General features: G+C 69.2%; 22 protein-coding genes and 4 pseudogenes. 11 read left to right on the top strand and 15 right to left on the bottom strand.

The window, feature by feature from the left end; genetic code table 11:
* Positions 1 to 710 (bottom strand): helix-turn-helix transcriptional regulator (locus AB0N06_RS29335; RefSeq protein WP_366137702.1); only part of this gene is annotated, 710 nt, incomplete at its 3' end.
* A 133-nt stretch (positions 711 to 843) separates the two neighbouring features.
* Here AB0N06_RS29335 and AB0N06_RS29330 point away from each other — a divergent pair.
* Entirely contained in the window at positions 844 to 1539 is a 696-nt protein-coding gene (locus tag AB0N06_RS29330) for an SDR family NAD(P)-dependent oxidoreductase (protein ID WP_366137701.1), read from the top strand.
* Here AB0N06_RS29330 and AB0N06_RS29325 read toward each other — a convergent pair.
* A pseudogene (locus tag AB0N06_RS29325) lies at positions 1538 to 1669 on the bottom strand (IS5/IS1182 family transposase); the annotation flags it as partial. The gene AB0N06_RS29330 and the pseudogene AB0N06_RS29325 overlap by 2 nt on opposite strands.
* 140 nt (positions 1670 to 1809) lie before the next feature.
* Positions 1810 to 2610: a helix-turn-helix transcriptional regulator gene (locus AB0N06_RS29320; RefSeq protein WP_366137700.1), complete on the bottom strand. Its 801-nt coding sequence runs from the start codon at positions 2608 to 2610 to the stop codon at positions 1810 to 1812.
* A gap of 150 nt (positions 2611 to 2760) precedes the next feature.
* Between AB0N06_RS29320 and AB0N06_RS29315 the strand changes: the two genes are divergently transcribed.
* The 4 genes from AB0N06_RS29315 (at position 2761) to AB0N06_RS29300 (ending at position 6589) form a co-directional block, all read left to right on the top strand.
* Positions 2761 to 3498: an SDR family oxidoreductase gene (locus AB0N06_RS29315; protein WP_366137699.1), complete on the top strand. Its 738-nt coding sequence runs from the start codon at positions 2761 to 2763 to the stop codon at positions 3496 to 3498.
* Positions 3499 to 3904: 406 nt separating this feature from the next.
* Positions 3905 to 5074 (top strand): AbrB family transcriptional regulator, encoded by a 1170-nt coding sequence (locus tag AB0N06_RS29310; RefSeq protein ID WP_366137697.1) that lies wholly within the window; start codon positions 3905 to 3907, stop codon positions 5072 to 5074.
* Between the two features lie 103 nt (positions 5075 to 5177).
* Complete coding sequence (locus AB0N06_RS29305; RefSeq protein ID WP_366137696.1) at positions 5178 to 5342, top strand: hypothetical protein; 165 nt, start codon at positions 5178 to 5180, stop codon at positions 5340 to 5342.
* A 101-nt stretch (positions 5343 to 5443) separates the two neighbouring features.
* The gene (locus AB0N06_RS29300) at positions 5444 to 6589 is read left to right on the top strand and encodes a PP2C family protein-serine/threonine phosphatase (RefSeq protein ID WP_366137695.1); all 1146 of its coding nucleotides are present in this window, start codon (positions 5444 to 5446) and stop codon (positions 6587 to 6589) included.
* A gap of 167 nt (positions 6590 to 6756) precedes the next feature.
* Here the strand turns inward: AB0N06_RS29300 and AB0N06_RS29295 are convergent, their stop codons facing one another.
* The 5 genes from AB0N06_RS29295 to AB0N06_RS29275 form a co-directional block, all read right to left on the bottom strand.
* Positions 6757 to 7347, bottom strand: coding sequence for a phosphatase PAP2 family protein (locus tag AB0N06_RS29295; RefSeq protein WP_366137704.1), 591 nt, complete (start codon positions 7345 to 7347; stop codon positions 6757 to 6759).
* A gap of 27 nt (positions 7348 to 7374) precedes the next feature.
* Positions 7375 to 8700, bottom strand: a complete 1326-nt coding sequence (locus AB0N06_RS29290; protein WP_366137694.1) for a diacylglycerol kinase family protein — start codon at positions 8698 to 8700, stop codon at positions 7375 to 7377.
* A 650-nt stretch (positions 8701 to 9350) separates the two neighbouring features.
* The gene (locus AB0N06_RS29285) at positions 9351 to 12107 is read right to left on the bottom strand and encodes a bifunctional YncE family protein/alkaline phosphatase family protein (RefSeq protein ID WP_366137693.1); all 2757 of its coding nucleotides are present in this window, start codon (positions 12105 to 12107) and stop codon (positions 9351 to 9353) included.
* A 3-nt stretch (positions 12108 to 12110) separates the two neighbouring features.
* Positions 12111 to 13469, bottom strand: coding sequence for an ABC transporter permease (locus AB0N06_RS29280; RefSeq protein WP_366137692.1), 1359 nt, complete (start codon positions 13467 to 13469; stop codon positions 12111 to 12113).
* On the bottom strand, positions 13466 to 14407 hold the full coding sequence (locus AB0N06_RS29275) for an ABC transporter ATP-binding protein (protein WP_366137691.1): 942 nt from the start codon (positions 14405 to 14407) through the stop codon (positions 13466 to 13468). Before AB0N06_RS29275 ends, AB0N06_RS29280 begins: the two co-directional genes overlap by 4 nt.
* A gap of 232 nt (positions 14408 to 14639) precedes the next feature.
* On the opposite strand from AB0N06_RS29275, the pseudogene AB0N06_RS29270 reads away from it, so the two are divergent.
* The 4 genes and pseudogenes from AB0N06_RS29270 to AB0N06_RS29255 all read left to right on the top strand — a co-directional run.
* Positions 14640 to 14970: pseudogene (locus AB0N06_RS29270) on the top strand (hypothetical protein); the annotation flags it as partial.
* 129 nt (positions 14971 to 15099) lie between these two features.
* Entirely contained in the window at positions 15100 to 16503 is a 1404-nt protein-coding gene (locus AB0N06_RS29265; protein WP_366137690.1) for a sugar porter family MFS transporter, read from the top strand.
* A gap of 36 nt (positions 16504 to 16539) precedes the next feature.
* A complete protein-coding gene (locus AB0N06_RS29260; RefSeq protein ID WP_366137689.1) occupies positions 16540 to 17457 on the top strand; it encodes an ROK family protein in 918 nt (305 codons plus the stop codon).
* A 116-nt stretch (positions 17458 to 17573) separates the two neighbouring features.
* Positions 17574 to 18548 carry a LacI family DNA-binding transcriptional regulator gene (locus AB0N06_RS29255; RefSeq protein WP_366137687.1) on the top strand — a complete coding sequence of 325 codons (975 nt, stop codon included), beginning with the start codon at positions 17574 to 17576 and terminating at the stop codon, positions 18546 to 18548.
* Between the two features lie 156 nt (positions 18549 to 18704).
* Here AB0N06_RS29255 and AB0N06_RS29250 read toward each other — a convergent pair whose 3' ends face one another.
* From AB0N06_RS29250 to AB0N06_RS29240, 3 genes and pseudogenes are all read right to left on the bottom strand, one after another.
* Entirely contained in the window at positions 18705 to 19106 is a 402-nt protein-coding gene (locus AB0N06_RS29250; protein ID WP_366137686.1) for an SMI1/KNR4 family protein, read from the bottom strand.
* A 23-nt stretch (positions 19107 to 19129) separates the two neighbouring features.
* Positions 19130 to 20662, bottom strand: a complete 1533-nt coding sequence (locus tag AB0N06_RS29245) for an ISL3 family transposase (protein WP_366137685.1) — start codon at positions 20660 to 20662, stop codon at positions 19130 to 19132.
* A 697-nt stretch (positions 20663 to 21359) separates the two neighbouring features.
* Positions 21360 to 21602 (bottom strand): annotated as a pseudogene (locus AB0N06_RS29240) (ATP-binding protein); the annotation flags it as partial.
* On the opposite strand from AB0N06_RS29240, the gene AB0N06_RS29235 reads away from it, so the two are divergent.
* Positions 21598 to 22107 carry a topology modulation protein gene (locus tag AB0N06_RS29235; protein WP_366137684.1) on the top strand — a complete coding sequence of 170 codons (510 nt, stop codon included), beginning with the start codon at positions 21598 to 21600 and terminating at the stop codon, positions 22105 to 22107. The pseudogene AB0N06_RS29240 and the gene AB0N06_RS29235 sit on opposite strands and share 5 nt — an antisense overlap.
* Before the next feature lie 71 nt (positions 22108 to 22178).
* Here the strand turns inward: AB0N06_RS29235 and AB0N06_RS29230 are convergent, their stop codons facing one another.
* The 3 genes and pseudogenes from AB0N06_RS29230 to AB0N06_RS29220 form a co-directional block, all read right to left on the bottom strand.
* Positions 22179 to 22574: a hypothetical protein gene (locus AB0N06_RS29230; protein WP_366137683.1), complete on the bottom strand. Its 396-nt coding sequence runs from the start codon at positions 22572 to 22574 to the stop codon at positions 22179 to 22181.
* A gap of 250 nt (positions 22575 to 22824) precedes the next feature.
* Positions 22825 to 23118, bottom strand: a pseudogene (locus tag AB0N06_RS29225) (amino acid transporter); the annotation flags it as partial.
* A gap of 124 nt (positions 23119 to 23242) precedes the next feature.
* Complete coding sequence (locus tag AB0N06_RS29220) at positions 23243 to 24427, bottom strand: aminotransferase class I/II-fold pyridoxal phosphate-dependent enzyme (protein WP_366137682.1); 1185 nt, start codon at positions 24425 to 24427, stop codon at positions 23243 to 23245.
* 154 nt (positions 24428 to 24581) lie between these two features.
* On the opposite strand from AB0N06_RS29220, the gene AB0N06_RS29215 reads away from it, so the two are divergent.
* Positions 24582 to 25025, top strand: coding sequence for an Lrp/AsnC family transcriptional regulator (locus AB0N06_RS29215; RefSeq protein ID WP_366137681.1), 444 nt, complete (start codon positions 24582 to 24584; stop codon positions 25023 to 25025).
* Between the two features lie 11 nt (positions 25026 to 25036).
* Here AB0N06_RS29215 and AB0N06_RS29210 read toward each other — a convergent pair whose 3' ends face one another.
* Positions 25037 to 25879 (bottom strand): PhzF family phenazine biosynthesis protein, encoded by an 843-nt coding sequence (locus tag AB0N06_RS29210; protein ID WP_366137680.1) that lies wholly within the window; start codon positions 25877 to 25879, stop codon positions 25037 to 25039.
* Between the last annotated feature and the right edge of the window lie 79 nt (positions 25880 to 25958).

The following is a 25958-nucleotide window of genomic DNA, read 5'->3' as shown; positions in this document are numbered from 1 at the left end:
GTGAGTGTGCCGACGTCGGCGTGATGGACGGTCTTGGTGTCCGACTCATGGACGCCGACGATGCCCGTGTCCCACAGGCGTGCGAAGTCGGTGCTGACACCCCGCAGGTCCTTGATCAGGGAGCGCAGGCCGGCATCGGTCGGGTAGCGGGCGGTCGCCGCCCTGAGATCGGCGACCACGGCCGCCTCGAACCGGGCCTCCTGCTCGGGGGTGTGGCTGACCCGGCTCGGCAGACCGGCGAAGTGCCGCCAGACGATGTTGCGCTCGCGTCCGCGCAGCGCGGATGCGTCTCCGAACAGGGCAGCCCACAACGGGTTCCACAGAATCAGGTTCCATGCGGCGTCATGCACGCTCAGCGGTGAGCCGTCCAGTTGGTCGAGCAGCCTTCGGACCCCCGGTGGGATGTGCGTCGACAGCTGCCCGGGGCCCGGCACCGGCTGGCCCGCGAGGAGATACAGGTATTCGCGCTCGGCTGCCGACAACCGCAGGGCGCGGGCCAGCGCGGACAGGACCTGCGCCGACGGGGAGGTGGCCCGGCCCTGTTCCAGGCGGGTGATGTAGTCCACCGGCAGACCGGCGAGCTGGGCCAGTTCCTCGCGGCGCAGCCCGGCGGCACGACGTACTCCGCCCGCGGGCAGTCCGACCGTTGCGGGGGCGATCCGGTCCCGCCAGCCGTGCAGGGCTCTGCCCAGTTCCTTGGATTCGCTCACCGTCCCAGTATCGCGTTGCCGTGCTCGGACAGCCTGGTACTGCCAGTCCACTGGCTGGGGCGGGCGCTGTCTGTCCCTGCGCGGTGCGAGGAGGGTGGAGGCATCACCAGCCCACCGATCACGGAGTGAACACATGACCACCACATTGATCACTGGAGCGAACAAGGGCCTGGGTTTCGAGGCCGCCCGCCGCCTGACCGAGGCCGGGCACACCGTCTACGTCGGGGCACGCGACGCACACCGCGGCCGGGAGGCGGCCGACAGGCTCGGCGCCCGCTTCGTTCAGCTCGACGTCACCGATGAGGATTCCGTCAGGGCTGCCGCCGAATTCGTCCACGCGGACGCCGGCCGTCTCGACGTCCTGGTCAACAACGCCGGGATCGTGGGCGCGCGCAAGCCGGTCGGCGAGGTCACCGGGGCCGACATGCTGACCACGTACGACACGAACGTCTTCGGCGTCGTGCGCGTCACGCACGCCTTCCTGCCGCTGTTGGAAGCGAGCGATGCCCCGGTCGTCGTCAACGTCGGCAGCGGTCTGGGCTCGCCGGCGGCATGCGCCGACCCCAGCCGGGTGGAGTTCCAGGTAATGGCGCTGGATTACAACTCCTCCAAGACTGCGCTGGTCATGGTCACCGCGCAGTACGCGAAGGCTTTCCCCGCCATCCGTTTCAACGCCGTCGACCCCGGCTACACCGCCACCGACCTCAACGGCCACAGGGGGACCCAAACCGTCGAAGAAGGCACGGAGATCATTGTCCGCATGGCCTCGATCGGCGCCGACGGCCCGACCGGTGGCTTCTTCGACAAGACCGGCCCGGTCGTCTGGTAATGATCCGGTTGCTGATGCCTTCGCGATGGCAGCCCAGCGGGCGGGGCGGGCGGAAAGCCAGCTGCTCAGGCAACAGCGCGGCGAATTGCATCAAGAGCGGTTCGGTCAGCCACGACGGCGAAACAGGCACAGATCTCCCCGGTGATTGCAGAGCGTCAGCAACTCCAGGATCAACAAGAACTCTCAGTACAGCACCGCTGCGAGGTGCCTGGTCGACGTGGATTCCTGATGCCGTGTGTCAAGCCATGAGAGCGATGGGCTGCGTGAAACTCAGTCAGCCGATTCCCGGTTGTTGTCGGAGTAGATCACCAGTGTCTGTTCCGGCTGTTCGGCCAGGTGGAATGCGGTGTAAGCGAAATCGACGAGCCCGCGTCCCGGGCACCGTAGCCGTTTCTTTCCGCCGTGCCGGGCCTGCACGTCGTACTGCGGCCACCAGGCATCCGCTTCAGGGCTCCCCGCGTTCAGCTCGTCGATCAGCCGGGTGTATCGGGGGTCGCCCGGGTGGCGTCCGGCCAGTGTCCGCAGCCGGGCGAGCAGGCCGCGTGCCTCGATCTCCCAATCGACCAGAACGTTCCGGGCGGCGGGTTCGAGGAACACCCAGCGCGCGAAGTTCGCCCGCCCGTCCGCCGCGGTGAGGTGCGGGAACAGTTCGTCGGTTGCCTGGTTGCGGCTGAGCACGTCGTAGTTGCCGTCGATGATGTACGCCGGATGCGGCTGGAGCAGGAGCGGGACGGCCGCCACCTCGGAGGCGAGCGGCGCGGGTTCTTCGGGTTCGGCCGCAGGCGTGTGACCGGCGAGCTGGAAGAGGTGACCGCGCTCGTACCGGTCGAGCCGCAGCGTCGAGGCGAGGGCGTCGAGCACCTGGTCCGAGGCGCGGATGTCCCGGCCCTGTTCGAGGTACGTGTACCAGGTGGCGCTGATCCCGGCGAGAAGCGCGAGTTCTTCCCGTCGCAGGCCCGGCGTCCGCCGTCGGCCGGTGTGCGGCAGTCCGACCTGGTCAGGGGTGATCCGCTCCCTGCGGCTGCGAAGGAAAGCGCCCAGCTCACGTCGCTGATGCGGCTGCGTCTGCACGGCGGATGGCACCTCTGGTTCCAGAATAAACACGGTCTGGATACCAGGCTAGCGGCCTCCCAGACTGGATCCCGAGCGGGGAGGTTCAGCCCCGCCGATGACCTGTAGGTCGCCGGCTACGTGGAATTCAGAAGAAATGAGGCGGACATCGTGTCGGGAATCGACGGCAAGGTAGTGGCGATCACGGGAGCGAGCAGCGGCATCGGCGAGGCGACCGCGCTGTTGCTGGCCGAGCGAGGTGCGCGGCTCGTCCTGGGCGCCCGCCGGTCCGAGCGCCTCGCGGAACTGGTGGCGCAGATCGAGAAGTCAGGTGGCTCGGCCGTGCAGACCCGCACGGACGTGACCCGGCGGGACGACCTGCACGCCCTGGTCGCGCTCGCAGGCGAGCGATTCGGCCGGCTGGACGTGCTGGTCAACAATGCGGGGGTCGGCACGATCTCGCCCCTGGACGATCTGCGGGTCGACGAGTGGGACCAGATGGTCGACGTCAACGTAAAGGGTGTGCTGCACGGAATCGGCGCAGCGCTGCCGGTCTTCCGGGCCCAGGGCGCGGGGCACTTCGTCACCATCGCCTCCACGGCGGCATTTCGCATCGTACCGACCATGGCGGTCTACGCCGGTACGAAGTTCGCGGTCCGCGCCATCTGCGAAGGCTTGCGCCAGGAGGCCGGTGATTCCCTGCGGGTGACCACCGTCTCGCCGGGTGCAGTCAGGACCGACTTTGCTGAGGCATCGACAAATGCGAAGGTCAGAGCCCAGATCACAGAGATGCGAGACCGGATAGCGATCCCTTCTGAAGCAATCGCCCAGGCCATCGCGTTCGCCATCGAGCAGCCGGCGAGCGTCGACGTGAGCGAGATCGTCGTCCGGCCCACCGCTCAGAACTGACCCGGCCCAGGCCCGTGGCGCATTTCGGAGCTGGTGGCGGCCAGAAACTCGGCTCCGACGAGGCCGGAGCCGGCCGGACGGGGGCTTCACGCTGTGCCGACGGCGGGCGACACGCGCTCTCTCCCCGGGGCTCGTGCCGGGCGGAGTTCAGTCGTGGTCAGTGGTGGCATGTTCACCAAGCCCTCGCGTGCCGAGCGGATGGGCCGCTTGCTCGCATGGTCCGCAGCGCCCCACATGGAAGCAGGTCCCCTGTACAAGGCGGGCGTGGTGATTGACTTGCTCACGACATGCGGCAATGCGCCTTTTGTCCATATTTGATACATTCTTCTGTGGGAGTCGCATCAAGCGGCAAAGTGAGTGTTTCGGTCGTAGAGATCGGCGTAGCTCTTCCCGAACAAGGAGATCAGTGCCCTTCTCTACCACCCTGCTTCCTTCTGTCCGCTCGTCGGCGTATCGGCGCGCAGCGGCCTCACCTGCCGTTCGCTGGCTGCTTCTCGCCACCGTTTGCTATTTCCTCGGCAACGCCGCCCGGTGGGCCGGCGTCCCTGCCGCGCACCTGCTGACCGCGCTGGTCGTCGGTGTGCTCGCATCACTGTCGGGCGCCACGCGGTCGCGGTTTCCCATCCGTGCAAACCGTTCTGCGCAAGCGGTGGTCGGTGTGCTCATGGGCAGCTACCTGGACCCCGCGGCGGTGCGGTCCGTGATCGGCTCGGTCGGGCCGCTGGCCGGCGTGACGCTGGTCACGGTCGTTCTGTGCCTCGGCGTCGCGCTGGTACTCCCGCGCCTGACGCGGATGAGTCATGGCGATGCCGTCCTCGGAATGGTCCCCGGCGGGTCCGCGGCGATCATCGCCTGCGCCGACGACCTGGACGCGGACAGCCGGGTGGTGGCGTTCATGCAGTACCTGCGGGTCGCCATGGTGGCCGCCTCCGCGCCGGTCGTCGTATTGGCACTTCACACTACGGCGCATGCCGGGAACCCCGCTCACGCCCGGCCGCTCGAATCCGCCCTGCTGCCCGACTCCCTGGTGCTGGTGAACTCCCCGCACGTCTTGGGGGGCCTGCTCGTCCTGGCCGCGCTCTGCGTGCTCGGCAGCAGTGTTGGACGCCGGCTGAGGCTGCCCGCGCCCATGCTGCTGGGCCCCATGCTGCTGACCGCGGTGGGCGTGTTCACCGGCGCCGCGCACGGGTTCCAGCCGGTCGGGCCGCTCCAGGACGCGGTCTTCGTGGCGATCGGCCTGGAGGTGGGCTCGCGCTTCACCCGCCCCACGCTGCGCCACGTCGGACGCATGCTGCCGCACGTACTAGCCGCAGCCCTCGCTGTCTGCCTGATCTGCGCCGCGCTCGCCGGCGCACTGGCCGCCGCGGTCGGCATCTCCTTCAACGACGCCTACCTGGCTACCACCCCCGGCGGCATCAACGCGGTCCTCGCCACCGCCGCGTCAGTGCATTCCGACGTCGCCCTCATCTCCACCTCTCAGAGTCTCCGGCTCTTCCTCGTGGTGATGCTCTCGCCATTGCTCATCCGCTGGGTGACGCGCTACGGAACGCGGAGCGTGCGCAGACACGCAGCGTGAGCGGGCACGCGACCTGGCAGTAGCTATCGAGAACAGAGCCCTCACCGGGGAACTGAAGGGCTCCCACGACCCCTCCGGCATTGTGTTCACCGTGCTCGCGGCCATGTCCGGCATGGAACGTGAGTACATCCGCGACCGCACCCTCGAAGGCCACGAGTCCGCCCGCAAGCGCCGCAAGACCATCGGCGGCGCGGGCGTCACCGACAACCACATGCTCTCCATGGCCCTCCACCTGCGCGACCAGGAGATGAGTGTTGGTGGGAGGTGACCTGCTGGGGACGTTTGCCTGCGTTCGCGGTGACGCTCGATTGATGGCGGGTGGTTGTGCGTGCACCTGCGGGGCTGCCTCGCCGGGTGTAGGCAGGAGGTATGCGATCGCGGCAGCGGTTCACGCACCGCCTTCGACCACGGCAGGCCGGTGACGCCCTGCTGGCGCTCCCGTTCGGTCTGATCGCGGTCATCGTGCTGACCGACGTGGTGAGCCCCGGTTTGCCGCTGGGTCCGTCGTTGCTGATCGTGGCGCCCGCGCTCACCGCGTCCTTCGCCTCGACCCTCGTCACCGGGGCGATCGCCACCGTTGCGATGGTGGGCATGCTCGTCATCGGCCTGGACTCCCACCTGCTCGGCACGATGGACTTCGACTCGCAGTTCTTCGCCCTGCTGGTGGTGTCGGTGATTGTGACGGTCTTCTGTTATCTGCGCGAGCGGCGCGCCCGTGAGCTGGCGCTGGTGCGGATGGTGTCGGAGGCCACACAGCGGGCGGTGCTACGGCCGCTGCCGCGGCGGATCGGCCCGCTGCGGGTGGCGTCCGTCTACCTGGCGGCACAGGCGCAGTCCCTGATCGGCGGCGACCTGTACGCGGCCATCCGCACCTCCACGGGCACCCGGCTGATCATCGGCGATGTGATGGGCAAGGGCCTGACCGCGATCAGCGACGCCGCCCTGCTGCTGGGGGCCTTCCGGGAGTCCGCGCACCGCCAGGCCCGCCTGCCCGAGCTCGCGGCCTACCTGGACCACAGCGTGTGCTGGAATCTGGCCGAGCCCTCCGAGGCGGAGACGGCCGGGGAGTGCTTCATCACCGCCGCGCTCCTCGACATCCCCGACGCGCTGCCGCTCGTCCACGTGGTCAGCTGCGGGCACCCGCCCCCCTTGCTGCTGCGCGGCCGGCAGGTCTCCGCACTGCACGCCACCCGCCCCGCCCCGCCGCTGGGCCTGGGCGAACTGACCGCTGCCGTCTACCACGTCGACACCTTCACCTTCGAGCCCGAAGACCTGCTGCTGCTGCACACCGACGGAGTGATCGAGGCGCGGGATGCCCAAGGCGTCTTCTACCCGCTGACCGAGCGCGCCGCCTCCTGGCCCCTCCACAGCCCTTCCGCACTGATTCACCACCTGCGCACCGACCTGCTCGCCCATGTCGGCGGCCACCTGACCGACGACGCCGCCGTGATCGCCGTCCAGCACACCCTCCGCCAGACACCCACCGCAGTGGCCACCACCCACGACATCGCCTGACAGTGAGGATGTAGATGGCACCGCTCGGGGGCCTGACCCTCCGCCTGACTGACGCTCCGGCTGTCCTTTGGTTGAATCGTCGGCCGCCCGGGCGGTGCCAGCACGCACCGCGCCGGTCAGGTCGGTGGTGCCGACGATGGCGTGGGCATTGTCCCCCTGAAGCGGTGCTAGGGGACGTGTATGACCGCCAGGGACGCCGCCGCGGCCGCGAAGCCGAGGACCGCACCCGCCGCGACGTCGCCGGGGTAGTGCACGCCCGTGTGGACGCGGGAGTAGCCGACGGCGACCGCCAGCGCCGCGAGTGGTACCGCGGCCGAGGGCAGCACGACGCCGACGGCGGTGGCGAACGCGGTCGCCGATGCCGTGTGGCCGGAGGGGAAGGACGCCGACTTCGGCATGGGCACGTGCCGGTCCACGACCACCCGGGCCTCTTCACGGTCGGGCCGCTGCCGGTGGACCATCCGCTTGGCGAACAGGTTCGCCGCCACCGAGGCCAGCGCAACCGCGCCGACCCCGGCCAGCGCCGCTCGACGGGGACGGCCGGGCCTGAGGGCGAGGCCCGCCGCGACGGTCAGCGAAATCTTCGAGTGGTCGGCCGCGCGCGAGAACCGCCGCAGCGCGCGGTCCAGCGTGGGCGTGGGCGTGGCGGCCACGGCGGCGTACATGGCCCCGTCAATCGCATGGAGGTCGCTGAGCACGGCGGCCACGGCTGACCGGGCCGCGGTCACGGTGCGGTGGACCGATGCGGCCGGCGGGATGGTACTCCAGTCAGGCACGGGTCTCTCCTAGGACGTTCGCTCGGGGCGACCGAACGCGAGGTTGACGAGCTGCCGCCAGTCCACTGGCGGGGCGGGAACCACGACGCCCGGACGGTCGCGCGGCACCAGGACCCGCAGTGCGCCCGGGCACAGCGAGCACACGACCGGCGTCGGCATCCGCAGCGCCTCGCCGTCCACCGCCACGGGGATCTCGTCCGCGTCGGAGGACACCTCGACCCGCTGCGCGGTCAGCACAGTCAGCCCCGTGGACTGCGAGCCCCACACGGCCAGTTCCGCAGCCTGTGCCGCGCTCTCCACCCGGATCCCCAGCACGCCCAGCTCGCCGCCGTCGAGCCGAGGCCGACCGCCGCTACCGCTGAACTCGTTGGGGGAGACGTACGGGTTGTTGCTGACCAGCAGTGCCTGCTGGGACGAGAGCGCGGTTCCGTCGATGCGCGCGTCGAGCCGCCTGACCCCCTCGCCGAGCAGCAGGTCCGGCAAGAGGTTCAGCGCCGTGCCCGCTTTGTCGTCGCGGTACTCCGGGCGCTGGACGATGTCCGCGTACACCCCGAACGACACGGTGTTGACAAAGGCACGACCCGCGACGTCGCCCAGATCGACCCTGAGCTCCTCGCCGTCGGTCAGCGCGTCGAGGCAGCGGGTCGGGTCGGACCGGTCGAGGCCGAGGTCCATGGCGAAGTGGTTGCGGGTACCCGCGGAGACCACGAGGAACGGCAGGTCGTGCTCGGCGGCGACGGCCGCGACAAGCGCCTGGGTGCCGTCGCCGCCCGCAACGCCGAGAAGGTCCGCGCCCTCGGCCACGGCTCGGCGGGCCAGCGCGGCGACGCCGGTCTGGACGGAGGGGTCGAGCAGGATCACCCGCGCGCCAAGCTCCTCCGCCCGCTCGGCGAGCCCGAAGCGGCCGACCTTCCCGCCCCCGGACTTCGGATTCATGATGAGGACCGGCTGCTGCGGCCGGGGCGCGGCGGTCGCCCGCATGCGCCGCTCCGGACGCGACCTGCGCAGCGCCGTCCGGGCGCAGACCAACGTCGCACTCCAGCACAGGCTCGAGACCAGTACCGTCAGCAACAGGCCGCCTCGCGCGAAGAGCACCAGGACGCCGATGGGCGCGGCGACCACGACGAGCGCTCCGAACAGCCGCACCGCGCCACGGTGCGCCAGGAACCACCAGACGCCGGCGGCGCAGACGATCAGCCCGAGGAGCCCGGCTCCGATGATCCACAGCCCGCCCTCGGCCAGTGCGATCAGCAGCACGACCGCTGCGCCGATCGACGCGAGCACGGCGCAGCGCGCCAGCAGCCGCGCGGACCCGTCCCCGCGGGAGGGAGTCACCCGCGTCCTGTCTATGCCGTCCTCCCCACGTCGTGTTCATCCTCTCGACCCAGTCCCGCCCGTCCCGTTGTGCCAGCCTGCGCGCTCCCGGAGCGGAGAGCATCCAGGTCGGACCGTACGGGTGAGTCCCGAGCCTGAACCCGTGTCGGCCCGAGCCATGCGGTATCGGGCTACGCCCGTGCCGGTCGCTGGAGCGGTCTCGGCAGAGTCGGCCTGCGCACGGGCCGGGCGAGGTGTCCGGTGGCCGGTCGACGCCCGCGAGGGTGGCGGTGCAGTTCGACCGGCGAAGGCGCGGCGGGCGACGGTGCTGGGGGACCTGGTCGAACATCGCCCGCCAGCGGGCAGGGTCTACGCTATGGCCTGCGGCCACCGCACGATCTTCAGGAGTCCACACAACCCCCGATGATCACGCGGTGGCCGTACCCGTTCCCAACAGGGTCTCGACAACCACATGATCACCAGCACCGTGCCTGCTCTGCTCTCCGGGGTCCCTTGCCACACAACGGACATGAGGCCACGTCACTCACGAGACCGGCGAACCGGACCAATCCCAATCGCGCAATGCCCCTGTGATCAACACGACCACGTGTATGCAACGCCCCCTAGAAAGCGCCATGCCGGTAAGGGGCTCTTGACGCGATCAGCCTACGTCAGCCGTCGGACTCCGGCGACGGGATGTAGGCGCCCGGTACGTCCTCCGGCGCGAAGAGCTTTTTCTCGCCGGGGTACGGCTTCTTCCACTCGTGCGTCTCGTACCACGTGAAGTGGTTCATCTGCGCGGGGTTCGAGGAGTCGAGCTTGGCGTTGGGCCCGGTCAGCCGCTGCTTCGACTTCCAGTCCTCCCACTTCGCCGCGAGCTCCTGCTTGTCTGCCGGCACCGTCGCCGACGGCGCGGCCGCGGCATTGGGGTTCTGCGGCGCCGGGGTGTCCAGGCCGCAGGCGGGCGGGGTCTTCAGGCCATCGGTCAGCGGGACCCGGTTGGGCAGCGCGGTGAACGGCGTGAAGTCCGCGTTCTGGGTGAACGCCCCACGCATCGGGCTGGCCGCGCTGTCCTTCTGGTTCATCGGGTGGATCCCGAGGATCTGCTCGATGGTCCGGATCATCGTGATCTGCGTGTAGTAGCGGCTGTCGACCTTGCCGTGCTGCGCCCAGGGGCTGATGATCTGGATCGGGGCGCGGTTGCCGTCGACGTGGTCGAGGCCGTACTGGGAGTCGTCCTCGACAACGAAGATCGCCGAGTCCTTCCAGTACTTGCTGTGCGAGATCGTGTCGACCATCTTGCCGACCGCGAGGTCGTTGTCCGCGACCTGAGCGGCCGTGGTCGGCCCACCACCGCCGTGGTCGTTCGGGAGCGCTATCAGGTTCAGGTTCGCCGGACCGTTCTTCTCGAAGTCCTGCTTCCAGACCTGGTACTTGTAGACTTCCGGGGCGGTGACGTCGGACGCATTCGGGTAGCCGGGCACCGCTATCTTGTTGAGCGACGGGATCGCCGAGCCCGGTTTAATGGGGTAGGCGCTCTGCTGCCCGGTCGCGTCCATGTTCTTGGCGTCGCAGTACAGGTTCTGCCAGGACGCGCCGGCCGGCTTGCTCTGGAACGACTGGAACTCGCCGAAGTCCTTGACGGACTTCCCGGCCGCCTGCGCAGCGGTCCAGATGAAGCCGGACTTCTGGTGGCCGAGAGCGTCGTTCTCGGAAGCGTAGCTGCGGCCGTACGTACCGGCCATGGATTCGGTGTACTCCGGGTTGTCGGCCTGCATCAGCCAGTTGTGACCCTCGGCGGAGTTCGTGCCGATGTCGTACGTGTTGTCGTACAGCCCGAACTGCCGAGCCAGCGCGTGCTGGTTCGGCGTCACGTTCTCGCCGAACTGCGTCAGTGCCGGGTCGCCGTTGCCGCGCGGGTCGTCACCGAGGACCGCGTCGTAGGTCCGGTTCTCCTTGATGAGCAGGAAGACGTGCTTGATCGTCGAGGGGTCGCCGAGCTTCACCGGGACCGGCACCGGCTTCGCATCGCCCTTGCCCTCGGACAGCGAGACCGAGCCGCCGTTCCAGCCGTTCTGGCTGAAGACCTTGCCGGTCTGGGACTTGATGACATCGTCGCTCGGCAGCGTGAACCGCGTCAGGCTCGAGGTGGTGTCGTGGGTGCCGTGCCCTGCGGGGTTGTTGGGGCGGCGGGCGTCGATACCGCGGGTGTTGGAGACCACTACCTCGTTGCCGACGGTGGTGATCTCCGCGGGGAAGTAGTCCGTCGGGAGCAGGCCGACGTAGCTGACCGGCTCCTGCGGGGACGTGTACCGGTAGACGGCGACCGCGTTGGCGCGGCCGAGCGTCACCAGCAGGTGACCGTCGTCGGTGAGCGTCACCGCGTTGGGGTGGTAGCCCACCGACGCCTCAGGCCACGGCTGGGTGGCGATGGTCTGCACGACCTTGTCCTTGGCGGTGTCGATGACCGACACGTCGTCGTCGGCGGTGTTGGTGACGAACACCGCCCCCTTCTTGGCGTACATGGCGGTCGGGTGCAGACCGACGTCGATGCTCGAGACGGCGGCGGACGGGTCCGCCAGGTCGATGACGCTGACCGTGCCGGTGGTGGAGGCACCGGTGTCCGGGTCGGCCGGCACCTGGCTGCCGTAGGAGTTCATCGTGGTGTCGCCGGCTTTGGCCGGACGCCCGCCCTCGTTGCTGACGTAGAGCTTGTTGCCGACCATGGCGATGCCACGCGGGGCGGTGCCCACGGTCCAGCTCTGCTCGATGGCCCCGGTCGCCGCGTTCATGGCGACCACCCGGTTCTGGCCGTTGACCGCGGAGTACACGGTGGAGCCATCGGCCGAGAACACCGCCGCACCCACCAGCGCCCGCTTGGACCCGTCCCTCGGGATCGGGAGCCACTTCGGGTTGGCGAGGGTGCCGTCCGGGTTCACGGTGAACCTGGTGTAGCCGTCGGCCTGGCCCAGCCACAGCTGCGAACCGTCGGGCGAGTACGTGGGGCCTTCCTGGCCCACGTCGTTGCCGCCGATGCGCAGGTCCGCCGACGCGTTGTTGCCGACGCGCTGCTGCACCTTCCAGGTCTTCAGGTCCACGATGGCCAGCGCCATTCCACCGTCGGCGAGCGAGGCCGCGACGTGGGTGCCGTCCGGGCTGACCGAGGACGACATGATCTTGCCGTTGTTGAGGACGAGGCGCTCGCCGTACGGGTCGATGTACTGGTTGTCGGAGATGACCTGGCCCTTGGCGGTGACCTGGCCGACCTGGTCGGTGCCGAACTGGTGCGTCTGGGCAACAGCGGTGCCCGTGACGGCGAGGGCGACAGCGATGCCCGTCGTTACCAGAGTGGTCCGGCGACCGAAGCGTCTACCGAAAAGACTGATCTGCTTCTTCTCGTTGATCCGACGCTGCCGTGTGACCTGCATGGGTTATCCCTTCGGGGTGGTGCGGAGCAGTTCGACATTGCCGTCGAACTGCCAGAGCGGGTTCGGTGCGTCCCCGGTCGGGGTCCGCACCAGGAAGTAGCCGTTCACTTCCTTCGGTCCGTCGCCATCGGCCACGAACCGCCCGTCTGCGGTGATGTCGAGCTGGTAGATGGCCGTCCCTGCGGCCTCGGCGCCGGGCAGATGCCAGGAGACGACGCAACGCCAGTCGTTGCCCGGCCCCTGGGCGCCGACCTGGCCGCCGCCCTTGTTGCACGCCGCTGTGGCCTTCAACTGCGCTTCGGTGACGGCGGGACGGTTGAGCTGCTGGGTCTGCATGCGGTAGAGGTGCGCGAACGCCGTGGCGACCGAGCGCTGCACCTTGTCCTGCTCGATCCCGGAGCCGGTGGCCCCGGTCGCCGCGGCGACCACCGCGACGGTGAGGGCGGCCAGTCCGACCAGAGGCAGGAGTCCCGCCGTGATCGCGCGGCGGCCCGAGCCGTCGTAGGCCAGGTTGGTGAAGTCGCGCCGCAGGAACAGCAGGTAAGCCAGCACTGTCGCTGTCGCGGCCCACACCAGGCTGACCACGATGCCGATCAGGAGCGGGCCGAGCTGTGCCGGGCTGGTGAACAGGCCGTTCCAGGCGATGAAGGCGTAGCCGGGCAGGGCGAGACGCACGGCGACGGGCAGCGGCAGCATCTGGGCGAGCTGCATCGCGAGCGCGACGAGCGCGGGCAGCAGCAGCCCCATCGGGGACCGCCCCAGCACGACGGACCCGAGCAGTCCGATCGCGGCGAGGGCCAGGGTGGGGGCGAGTACGCACAGCCAGGCGAGCAGGACCTTCCCGGCGGCGTCCGACGGCGTCAGCAGATGGCCGTCGAGGCCGACCAGCGGCTGGTTGCCGACCGCGAGGACGCCGCCGACTGTGCTGGAACAGGCCAGCCCGGCCACGAGCAGCCCGATGACGGTGAGACTGGCCAGTGCCTTCGCCGCGAAGATCCGCCGGGGCGAGCGGACTGCCACGAGCAGGTGACGCCAGGTGCCGAGCCGGTCCTCGCAGGCGAACACGTCGCCGGCGACCACCGAGGCCAGCAGCGGGAGCGCCCAGGTGCCCGCGAAACCGAGGATCACCAGCGGCCCGGCCCACCCCGTGGCGTGCATCCAGCGGCCGAACAGGGTGTCGGAGGGGAGCGTGCTCTGCTGGCTCACCGCGGCGACGAAGAGCGCCGGCGCGATCCAGCAGGCAAGGACCAGCAGACGGATCCGCCATTGCGAGACCAGCTTGACCAACTCGAAGCGATAGCCACGGGCCACCGGGACGCGGCGGACGCCGATGGCGCGCTCGTGCGTGGTGGTCGCGGTCATCGGCCGGCCTCCTGCTGTTCGGTAAGGGCGAGGAACGCGGCTTCGAGCGGCGACACCACGGGGGCGAGCTCACGCAACGCGATGCCCGCGTGTACGAGCCCCACCACCAGTTCGTCGAGAGCGGGCACCAGCGCCCGCACCACGAGCACCTCGGCGTCATGCCGTGGACCGGCGTCGTCGACGACGCGGACCCCGGCCGTGTCGACAGCCAGCCGGCGGGCGGCCTGCGGGTCGGAGGTCAGCAGCCGGTAGTCGAGTTCACGGTTCTCGGCGGCCAGCTTGCTCAGCGGACCGGAGAAGACGACCCGTCCGGTGGCGACGATGGTGACCTCGGAGCACAGCGCTTCGAGGTCGTCCATGCGGTGGCTCGAGAGCACGACGCAGGTGCCGTCCGCCGCGAGCCGGGTCAGGACACCGTGCACCTGCTTCTTGCCGGCCGGGTCGAGGCCGTTGGCGGGCTCGTCGAGCACGAGCAGCCGGGGCTTGCTGAGCAGCGCCGCAGCGAGTCCCAGCCGCTGACGCATGCCGAGGGAGAAGCCGCGTGCCCGGTCGTCGGCGACATCGGTGAGCCCGACTTGGTCGAGCACGTCGTCGATCCCCGCCGTCCGCGCGTCAAGACCGCGCAGAGCCGCCAGCGCGGCGAGGTTCTGCCTGGCGGTGAGCGAGGGGTACAGACCGGGCCCGTCCACGAAGCCGGCGACACCGTCGGGAGTGGCGAGCCCCCGCCCGACCTGCGTACCCAGGATCTCCAGGGACCCGCTGTCGGCGACAGCCAGGCCCAGCAGGAGACCGAGCAAGGTCGTCTTGCCGGCACCGTTCGGTCCGACCAAGCCATGGATCTGACCCTGCGCCACATCCAGATCGATGCCGTCGAGTGCGACGACGTCACCGAAACGTTTTGTCATCCCGCGAACCTTGACCGCGAGGAGTGTGTCCATGAGTCCCCTCCCTTCGAAGACCCCACGGACCGTAGGGGCAACACACCGCCCAGGCAGGGAACGCCGGTTGAAAAGAAATTGGCGCGCGCGTGAACTTGTTATCGTTAACACGAACGAAATCCGGCGTTTGGAGCACGATGTGACCCGTTCTTACGAACGACACCCCCGCTATGCATCCGTCGACGGGACTGTCGTCTGCGGCTGGGGTGCCGCCGCGAAGACGGTCCCTTTCCGTGACCTGCTCCAGGATCCGTGTACGCTGCGCGAAGGTCCGGGCTGACGTGAAGAGGTCCTCGGTGCGCTGCCGGAGATGTTCTACGAGGTCCGGCGCTTTGTGATCGACCCGGCCGCCGCCGGGGCGGAGCCTGCTGAGGAAGACACCGAGGGCCGCTTCCACGTCCTCAACGTCTCCTCCGGCGACGGCGTGGTGATCGAGACTCCCGGCGGGCGGAGCCATGAGCTTGGTTTCGCCGAGACGCTGAGTGCCGGCAGCGGTTGGCGCCTACCGGCTGCGGCCGTTGGGTGAGCGGCCGGTGCACGTGGTCAAGTCCCTGGTCAGCTGAGACCTGGGGCGGCCAAGGACCCCCGAACGAGGAGGGGACATCCCCGGGCCCCTCCCTCGCTCATTGTCGATAACACAGTCCTCACGGCCCGTAGCGCCTCAACGAGGCGCGGAGAAGAGGCAGACGCCCATGAGCCGCACCGCTGCCACCGCTCCACCGTCGCCTGCCACCGGGACCGGAAACCACTCCGGCCGCTACGTCGTCACCATCGCCGTCGTCAGCGCCCTCGGCGGCCTGCTCTTCGGGTACGACACCGGCGTCATCTCCGGAGCCCTGCCCACCATCGCCCACGACTTCCATCTCGCCGACGCCGGCCAGCAGATCGTTACCAGCGCGATCGTCGTCGGTGCCATCATCGGCGCCTGCTTCTCGGGCCCCGTCGCCGAGCGCCTCGGCCGCCGCCCGGCCGTTATGTGGGCCGCCTTTGTCTTCATGGCGGGTGCCTTCTTCTCGGCCCTCGCTGCCGAGGCCTGGACGCTGGGCATTGCCCGGCTTGTGCTGGGCCTTGCGGTCGGTCTCGCCTCCCAGGCCGTGCCGCTGTACGTGGCCGAGCTCGCCCCGCCCGCGCGGCGCGGTGGCCTCGTCGTGGCCTTCCAGCTCGCCATCACCCTCGGCATCCTCGCCGCCTACCTCTCCGGCTATGTGCTCGACGAGAGCTGGCGTTGGATGTTCGGCCTCGGCCTGGTGCCCGCCGTCGCCCTGCTGATCGGCATGTCGGCTCTGCCGGAAAGCCCGCGCTGGCTCTTCACCCACCGCGGCCCGGAGGCCGCCCGCGCCGTCCTCGTCCGGATACGCCCGGACATCGCTGCCGCGGAAAGCGAGCTGGAGCAGCTCACCGGGACCTCGGCACAGGAAGGCGAGCGGGGCCTGCGCGCCCTGCGCGCCCGCTGGCTGCGTCCGGCCCTGATCGCGGGCATCGGCCTCGCCGTCGCCTCCCAGATCACCGGCATCAACGCGATCATCTACTACGCCCCGACGATCCTGGGCAACTCCGGCTTCGGCCGTTCCGCCGCGATGCTCACCACCGTCGGAGTCGGCGTCGTCAACTTCCTCGTGGTCGCCCTTGGCATGTGGCTCGTGGACCGGATAGGCCGCCGTCGGCTGCTGCTGTTGCTGCTGCCCGGCGCCGTCCTCTGCCTCGCCGTCCTCGCCGCCGTCTTCATGAACGGCCAGGCACCGCAGGGCGGCGCCCGCTGGATCGTGGTCGCAGGCATCCTCGGCTACATCGCCTGCAACGGAGGCAGCCTCTCGGTCGTCCTCTGGCTGGCGGGCCCCGAGATGTACCCGCTGAAGGCCCGAGCCGTCGCGGTGGCCGTGTCCACCTTCGCCGTTTGGTTTTTCGACCTCGTCGTCAGCCTCACCACGCTCTCCCTCACCAGCTTGCTCGGCGTCTCCGGTACCTTCTGCCTGTACGCCGCGATCAACGCGCTCGCTCTCCTCTTCGTGATCCGCTGTGTCCCCGAGACCAGGGGCCGCAGCCTGGAGGACATCGAAGGCGCCCTGCGTGCCGGCACGTTCCGAGCGATGCGCTGAGCGGCACGGCCACGGATGATGCCAAGGGATGATCGCATGCTGAGCGCGCCTGTACCCGTACTGGAGGTCGGTGGCACCCATGTGACTGCGGCGCTCGTCGATTCGGCCGCCGGCGAACTGGCGGGGGAGCCGGTGCGTGAACCGCTGCCCGCGCAGGGCACGGCCGAGGAGATCCTCGGCGGCATCGCCGCGACCGCCGCGCGGATCGACTGTCCTGCCACCGCACACTGGGGTGTGGCGGTGCCCGGTCCGTTCGACTACGAGGCGGGCGTCGGGCTCTTTCGGAACGTCGGCAAGTTCGACGCACTGTACGGCGTAGATGTGCGCGCCAAGTTGATGCGGCGACTGCAGCCGGCGCCCACCACGCTGCGGTTCCTCAACGACGCCGACGCCTTCGGCATCGGTGAGTCCGTCGCCGGCGCGGCTGCCGGCCATGCACGTGCGGTCTGCATCACTCTCGGCAGCGGTGTCGGCTCCGCCTTACTCGACCAGGGGCAGCCCGTCAACGACGGCCCGCTCGTGCCTCCGGACGGCAGCGTTCATCTGCTGTCGTACGGCGGGCGCCCACTGGAGCACATCGTCTCGCGGCGCGGCATCCGCGCCGCCTACGCCCGCGCGGCGCTGAACCCGCACGTCGCCCCCGACGTGCAGACCATCGCCGAGCTGGCCCGCCGAGGCGACCGGCATGCGTGCGCGGTGCTGGAGCAGGCATTCCGGGTGCTGGGGGCGACCCTGGCGCCCTGGCTGGAACGGTTCGAGGCGACAGCCCTGGTCGTCGGCGGCTCGATCGCCGCGTCGTGGGACCTCATCGAGGGACCGCTCAGGGCCGGACTGTACGCCGGTCCGGGCGCCGGCGTCACCGGGAAGCTAGTGCTCCGCACCGCTGAGCGCACTCACGAGGCACCGCTGCTCGGTGCCGCATGGTGGGGGGTGCGCACACTGACCGAGGCATAGGATGAAGGCCGCGGGCGTGCTGTGGAAACGCCCGCAACCGTCAGCTGGAAGAGAGAGCGAGCGCAGTGCCCCCGTCCGGCACTCCCGGATCCACCGGATCCGCGACCACGCCCACGATGCGCGACGTCGCCGCCCGTGCAGGCGTCAGCGCCATGACCGTGTCGCGGGTGCTGAAGGACGACCGCGTCAGCCCCACGACCAAGGAGCGAGTGCTCACTGCCGTACGCGAACTGGGCTACCGCCGCAACGAGGTGGCCCGCACGCTGCGTCTGGGCCGCCCCAGCGGCATGATCGGCCTGGTCGTCACCAACCTCGGCAACCCCTTCTACTCCCGTCTCGCGCTCGGCGCCGAAAGCGTCGCCGAGGAGTACGGGCTTCGGCTGGTGGTAGGCAACACGGCATCACAGGTCCAACGCGAACGTGAAATGGTGGAGGACCTGATATCCCGCCGGGTGGACGGCGTGATCGTGGTTCCGGCCGGGGCCACACACCGTCATCTCAGCCCCGCCACCCTCGGCGGCACCCCCGTGGTCTTCGCCTCCCGGCCGCCTTCTGGGATCGAGGCCGACGCGGTCCTCGTGGACGACTTCGGCGGAGCCCGCGCGGCCACCGCACAAGTGCTGTCCGAAGGGCACCGGAACGTTGGTTTCCTGGGCAATCCACCCGGTCTGTTCACCGCGGCAGAGCGCTTCCGCGGCTACTGGGCCGCGCATGAGGAAGCCGGTCTGACACCGCACGAGGCGTGGGTGCGCCGGGGCCCCCACGACATCGCCACCGCAGAGGCGGCGGCCATGGAACTGTTGGACCGCGAGGATGCGCCGACAGCACTGTTCTGCACCAACAACCGCATCACGCTGGGCGCCTACCGGGCGATGCGACGCCTTGGCACCAGCACCGCGCTCGCGGGCTTCGACGACTTCGAGATGGCAGACATGCTGCAGGTATCGGTCACCGTCGTCTCGTACGACGCGGACGAGGTCGGACGCCAGGCGGCCCGGCTGCTGCTGGACCGGATCGAACAGGGGCCGGACGCGATGGCGGGCCCGGCGCGCCGGACGGTGGTGCCGACGTCGGTGGTGCGCTACGCGTAGCACGGCCGGGCAGCGGGAGGCCGCGCCGGCACGCCATTCCCAGCCCGGTCACATGCTCCGCCATCATCCCAGCAAGTGCGTGCCAGCTACAGGGTGAGGGCAATCGGCTGCGTAGGTTTCAAGCGGGTTCTGGCACAAATTTCGTGAGGACGCTTTTCAGGAGGGCGAGGGCTCAGAGCCGTCCCATTGCCATCCGGTTTCGGGGAACTGCTCGAGCAGGGCGGAGAACGAAGTTGCCTGTTGGATGGCGGACGACCAGTCCTGAGCGGAGACGTCGAGTAGGACCAGAGATGGGGGTTCCTGCCGAAAGTCGTAGGTGAGCATTTCTCGACTTCCGTCCCCGCCGATGACGACGCTCCCGGGGAAGCGTTCCTGGAAGTCGCCAGCCTCATTGACTTCGATGAGCTCCGCGAGGGCATTGATCATCAGGAAGTCGTCCGCAGGAGGAACGAACCGGGCCATGCTCCCTTCCGTGGCCAGGAAGTGTCGGTAGTCGTCGGGAAATCGGACTCCGAAGTGGCACTCGGCCTGCGCGATCTGGGCGTCGTTCGAACTCATGAGGCCGTTCTATCAAGGCCGGGTCAGGCCTGACGGCGGTAGCTGCCTTGAGCCGCGGTGAGCAGGACTCGCTTCCGAAGGAGGGGAAGTTTCGCGCGTCCGAACATCTGGCGTTTGATCATTTTGATGTGGTTGACCCGGCCCTCCACCGGACCGGAGTTCCAGCAGGTGGTCAGGCCCTGGACGACGGCGTCCCAGTCTTTGAGGTGTTGGCCGGAGCGGGTGGTGAGGATCTCGGCGAAGGTGCGGACGTGCCTATGGAGGGCGCCCAGTTCTGGGCACTGGGCGAGGACGGTGGTGAACTGCCGGCGTTCTTCGTCGCCCAGGTGCTCGGGGTGACGCATCATCCACCCGGTGATCTGCCGGACGCCCGGAGGCGCAGGGGTGACAACACGGATGCGGCGGCGTCTCGGTCGCAGGTAATCGCTGATCGTCTGGTAGCTGCCGCGGTAGCCGAGCTCCTGGAGCTCGGCGTGGGGATGGATGGCGTTGGTGAATCCCACTGCCCAGCGTTTGTCCAGGTGGGGCTTGTAGGGGTCGAGCTGGCTGGGCCTGGGCTGGCGACGACCGCTCAGTGATTCTTCGGGGACCGCAGCTCGTGCGGTGCGGCGGACGGTGTTGCCGCCCATGTGCAGTTCCCGGGCGATCTCGCGGATGCCATGTCCCTGGGCCGGCAGAGCATGGACGGTTGCGTGCCGTTCACGGATACGGGCCTCGATGGGCGACATTTCCTTCTCTGCATCCGCCTGGTCGGCGACCGCATCGTTCGTCAGACCATCGTCTCTGACGGCAAACTTCGTCAGGCAATCATGGTGCCGTCGCACGCTGCGTTCGACGGCGGTGCCGAGGTTCTGCCAGAGATGGAAGCGGTCGGCAACCTGAATCGCGTTCGGGGCACCGGTGCGGGCGCCGTCGGCGTAAGAACCGCCCCGGTCACGGCAGATGCTCTCGGAGCCGGGATGTTCACGCAGCCAGTCGGCCAGGGTCGCAGCGTCGCGGCCGGGCAGCAGGTCGAGAGGCTGGCCGGTCTCGCAGTCGATGAGCACGGTTCCGTAGTGCTGTCCACGACGGGTGGCGAAGTCATCGACGCCCAGCACTCTCGGAACGGCCCAGGCAGGGTCGGGCAGGGCCATAACCGCCCGTAACAGTGTCGACCGGCTCACCCGTGTATGCAGGGCAGCGGCAAGACGGCTCCCAGCCCGGCCCGCGAGCGCGACGGCGACAGCCTCCAGAAACCGCCGAGCGGCAGGTGTGCGACGGCTATAGCGAACGGTCAGGCCGTCGACCTGTTCGGCGAAAGTACGCCGCGAACAGCGCATGTTCTCGCAGTACAGCCGCCGCACCGTCAGCTTGATCAGTGCCGGCCGATCCCCGACCGGCGTGTCGGCAGGTCTCCTTCCATACGTGCTGTGCACCCGGTTGGACACCACCGCACACCCGGGACACTGCACCGCGGCCTCCCGGTTCTCGCCACTATTCGAATTACTCCGCACTCGAAAAACACGCGCTCCACCAGCACCTGCTGAGGTGCGGAAACAGGTCACCGACCAGCGCATCACACCGCACCACGGTCCCAGATGACGCTATGCCGCCGAGACGGAACCCCGTTGATCGCTCTCACGAAATTTGTGCCAGAACCTTCAAGCGAGAGCACTTGTTGGTGGGTTTCGGCATCACGCGTTGCCCGGAGAGCGCGTGAATGTTGGTGAGAAGTATGAGCACCCGAGGTGGCGGGGAGTTCGTTCGTGCGTGCGGAGCCAGCCCCGTTCGTGGCAGGATGACACCATGTTGATCAGAAAGGGCGATGCCGCGTAGGCGCCCGAAGGCTATCCGCGCTGAGCGATGGCGGCCTCGCAGACATGTTGTAGTTCGGCAGATCCGTGGTGTTTCCGCGAGGACTCGTGCAGCTGTCCACCGTGTCGAAGATGAGCGGATGTGGCCTGACGCAGTTGCTGGCGCATTCGCCCGTTTCGAGTGGGTATTCAAGCAACCCGGCCGCTATCTGAAGGCGTCCCAGGTTTGGCAGCCCGGATTGGAGGTGGAGTACGCCCGCGATGATCTGGAGGAGGTCATGCTTCACCTCCCTCGCGGTGCTCGGCGTGATCTCGGCCGGCTGATTGCTCGCATCGACGACGAGTTCGAGCGTCGCACTCTGCCGGACCCTGGGCCAGTGAGCGAACGGACGGTGGGCGGCTGGTGGTGGTCAAGGATCCGCGAGCGCTGACGCTGATGACGAAGCCTCATGTGTCCTGATCAGCTCGTGGTCAGTTGTTGGTCTGCACGGGCGCGGGTGATGGCGAGTCGGTAGGAGTCCGTGCCGGTCTCGATGATGTTGCCGCCGAAGGTGAGGCGGTCGACGATGGCCGCGCAGAGGCGGGGGTCGGTGAAGGTCTTGGTCCAGCCGGAGAACGATTCGTTCGAGGCGATCGATCCGAATGTGTCCTGGAGGATGGCCGCGCCGGACACCCGAACCTCCCTACCCTGGAGCACCATGAAGAAGGTCGCCATCGTCGGCTGCGGAGGCAGCGGCAAATCCCACGTGGCCCGCGAACTGGGCACGATCCTCGACGCCCCGGTGACGCACCTGGACGCCGCGTTCTACGACGACGAGTGGAACGCGCTCCCCATGGACAAGTTCACCGACGCGCAGCGCGAGCTGGTCGCGCAGCCGCGGTGGGTGATCGACGGCAACTACAACTCGACGCTGCAGGCGCGGCTCGAAGCCTGCGACACGGTGGTCCTGATGGACGTGTCGACCGTGGCGGCGCTGTACGGCATCTTCTTCCGGCAGATCCGGCACGGCGCGGGACACAAGGGGAACGGGGTGCACAACCGCATCCACTGGGGCGTGATCAAGTACGTCGCCACATACCGCCGCAAGATGCGGCCCCGCGTGATGGCGAAGATCGAGGAGTTCGGCGCGAAAGCCGACGTGGTGCTGCTGGCCAACCGGCGGCAGACGCGCCGCTGGCTGCGGAAGGTGGCCGCCGAGCAGTCCTGAACGACCCGCGCCCCCGGGCAGGGGGTGCGGCATGAACGAGCCCAACCGCCGCTGCACGAATCTTGTCCTCTTCACCGGTGACCGCCGGTGGCGGGTGACTCCCTCTGGTCCTCGGCGCGTGCCGCGAGGTGCTCGGCCCAGTCGCGCCTGGCGTAGGCGACCCAGCGGATCGCGGTGTGGCGGTGCATGCCGGTCAGGTCGGCGAGGATCGGGCTGGGGAGATCGGCAGCGAGGGCGGCAAGGGCGGAGTTGCGGGCCGCGCGGACCGAGAGTCCGTACCGGTTGAGCTTCTGCGTCATGGCGTGGGTCGAGATGGGCTTCCCCGGGACCAGTCCCGGGAACAGCAGCCGGGGACCTGGGGTGGCCTGCGCGAACAGAGCTCGTGAGCCGGGCAAGGGCTTTTCCGCCAGCTGGTGCAGCAGCCCGGCCAGTCGTGGGGGCAGCAGGCCGGGGTGACGGCCGAGCATCAGGTGGGTGTGCTTTCCACCGACCCGCAGGTGGTCCGGCGTTACCTCCGGGGCCGCGCGCGGCCAGCGTGTCGGCGGCCCAGCCGATGCAGAGCCGCTCGGTACTCGGGCACCTGCGGCTGATCGCGTGCACCACGCCCCTTTCCACCGCCGTACGCCGCGACCTCGCACCGCGGCTGCACCAGGCTGACGCCGATCACCCCTGGCAGGGGCGCCACTTCAGGGCGGGCTGGGGCACCCGCGGCGAGCTGGAGTACCAGCCGGAGGCCGGGTGGGCTGCCGACATCTCGCCGAGCATGCGCATCACCAGCATGACGAGCACGCCGGACAGTGCGTAGGCGACGACGATCGACGGACCGGCCGCCGCGATACCGGCACCGGAGCCGACGAACAGGCCCGCGCCGATGACACCGCCGAGGGCGATCATCGACAGGTGACGCTGCTTGAGCCCGTGAGCGAGCGGGGTGCCGCTGCGAGGCGAATCGTCGGCGGTTGCGTGAGCGGGTGTGGGGTCGGCGAGGCGATGGTTCTGCGGGTTGGGCATGGAGGTGCACCTCTTCATTGAGCTGCTGGGCGCAGGGGCCAGTGGTGTCGAGAACCGTGCCGCTCACGTGTGCACACCCATGGATGGCGTCGCCGCACCGTGTGACCAGCGCTCTCCGGGTGATTCAGGCAGTCGCTGCCGTGGTGTGGACGGCGTCGGCGGCGGCGAGCGCGTCGGCGACCAGGTCGGCGGTGTCCTCGGTGCCCGCGGCCAGCCGGACCAGGCCCAGCGGCACCGACTCGGCGATCTGGTCCTCGCTGAGCATCCCGCGCCACATGGACGCCGGGTGCACGGCCAGGGATTCCACGCCGCCGAGGCTGGCCGAGCGGAGGGAGTAGCGCAGCTTGCCGAGGAAGGCGTCGGCCATCTCGAAGCCGCCGGTGAACTCGATGCCGAGCACGCCGCCGAAGCCGCTCATCTGACTGGCCGCCAGGTCGTGCTGCGGGTGGGACGCCAGGCCGGGATAGTGCACCTTCGCCACGGCCGTATGCCCGCTGAGCGCCTCGGCGAGGGCCAGGCCGTTGGCGTTGTGCCGTGGCATGCGCAGGGGCAGGGTGCGTATGCCGCGCAGCAGCAGCCAGGCGTCGATGGGGCCGAGGGTGGCACCGGTGAGGAGGCCGATGTCCCAGATCCGGTTCAGGAGTTCGGCGGGTCCGGCGATGACTCCGGCGGAGACGTCGGAGTGGCCGTTGAGGTACTTGGTCGCGCTGTGCCAGACCAGGTCGATGCCGAGGTCCGCCGGGCGCTGGTTCAGCGGGGTGGCGAAGGTGTTGTCCGCCATGGTCAGCACGTTGTGCGCGCGGGCCAGGTCCGCGACGGCGCGCAGGTCGGTGATCTGCAGCAGCGGATTGCTCGGCGTCTCCACCAGGATCAGGCGGGTCTCGGGGGTCAGGGCCTTCGTGAACGCCTCCGGGTCGGTCTGGTCGACCAGGGTGGTCGACACGCCGAGGCGCGGGAGCAGGTTCAGCAGGACCGAGCCGGTGCCGCCGTAGGTGGACTTCTGCCCGATGACATGGTCACCGGCGGAGACCAGGGCGAGGACGGCGGTGGTGAGCGCAGCCATCCCGGACGCGGTGACCATGGCCGCCTCGGTGCCCTCCAGCTCCGCGACGACGGCCGCGACCTGGGCGTGGTTGGGGTTGCCGAAGCGGGTGTAGAAGTCCTTGCCGCGCGGTTCGACGGCGCCCTGCGCGAACGTCTCGCTGTCCTCGGCCCAGAATGTCGCTGTCTGGTAGATGGGCGGTGCCACGGCGCGAGTGGGATGGATCTCGCGATCGGCGTGGACGGTGATGGTGCTCTTGCCCGGCATGGCCTGCCCTTCCATAGACGTCGGTTACGACGCCATGAAGCGTGGCCGACCATCGCCCGAATATGGGTGGAACATGGCAACTTTGGCAGCAAATTGCGCTCGCTGCGGGCGCACGATTGTGGTACTCGGTTGCCAGGCGCAATAATCTGCCACCATGGACGAGGTGGACCGGTCGATTCTGGCCGTGCTCGAAGAGAACGGTCGGATCAGCAACAACGAGCTGGCCGCCCGGGTCGGGCTGTCGCCGTCACCCTGCCTGCGGCGCGTGCGCCAGCTGGAGGAAGCCGGCGTCATCCGCGGCTACCGGGCGCTGATCGATCCCGCCGCGGTCGGCCGCAGTCTGCGGGTGTTCGCCGGGGTCCGGCTGATGCGGCACACCCGCGCGGACGTGGTCGCGTTCGAGCGCGGGATCACACAGCTGCCCGAGGTGGTCGCCTGCCACCACATCACCGGAAACTTCGACTACCTGCTCCAGGTCGAGGTCGCCGACCTGCCGGCCTACGAGGACTTCCACGCCAACCAGCTGGCAGCCCTGCCCGGCGTGGCCACGGTGACCAGCTACGTCACCATGAAGACGCTCTCCCCTGACACCCCATGACGGTGCGGCGGTCAGAGGGTGATGGTGCCGCGGATGCAGATGACGGCGGCGCCGCTGACCCAGACCGTGCCGTCCGTATCGGCGGTGACCTCGATACTCGCGGCCCGTCCCACCCTCGCGCCCTGAGAGACCCGGTAGGAGGAGGGTGCGGCGCCTGTGGAGGTGAGCCACTGTCCGACGGCAGCGTTCATGCTGCCGCACGCGGGGTCCTCGGGCACGCCGGCGCCCGGGGCGAACGTACGCAGCTCAAAGGCGTACTCGGATTCCTCGGGGCAGACGCCGATCGCGCCGACCATCGCGTCCGGGATCAGGGCCAGGTCGGGTTCGAGGGCGAGGACATCCTCGGCGGTGGCCAGCTGGAGCACGGCCCAGCCGGGTCCGTTGTCGACCCACTGATGGGCCAGGACCCGCTCCTGCGTGATGCCGAACGCGGCCACGATCCGCTTCAGATAGTCGTCATCGAGCGCGCCGGCACGCACCCGGGGCGGGGCGGCGAAGGACAAGGTGTCCTCGCCGCGGCGCACGGTGATCAGTCCTGCGGCGCACTCCTGCACGAGGTGCTCGGCGTTCCGCGGGGTGCCGCCGTTGTCCAGCCAGGCACGTGCGGAGCCGAGGGTGGGGTGACCGGCGAACGGCAGTTCGCCTCCGGGGGTGAAGATCCGCAGCCGGTAGTCCGCCTCCGGGACGGTGGGCGGCAAGACGAACGTGGTCTCGGACAGATTCGTCCAGCGCGCCAGTTGCTGCATCTTCGCATCGCTCAGGTCCGTCCCGTCCAGGACGACCGCGACCGGATTGCCGGAGTAGAGGCTCGTGGAGAACACGTCGACCTGCACGAACGAACGGGTACGCGGCATGGTCATCGATACCTTTCGGGAGCGGCCGCCAAGAGGTCCATCTCAACGGCCGCTTGCGCCACCAGGACAGAGCCAGTCA

Source organism: Streptomyces sp. NPDC051020 (assembly GCF_040683105.1).
Lineage (GTDB): Bacteria > Actinomycetota > Actinomycetes > Streptomycetales > Streptomycetaceae > Streptomyces.
Note: the sequence above shows the minus strand (reverse complement) of the source record. Positions and strands in the feature narration are given on the sequence as shown.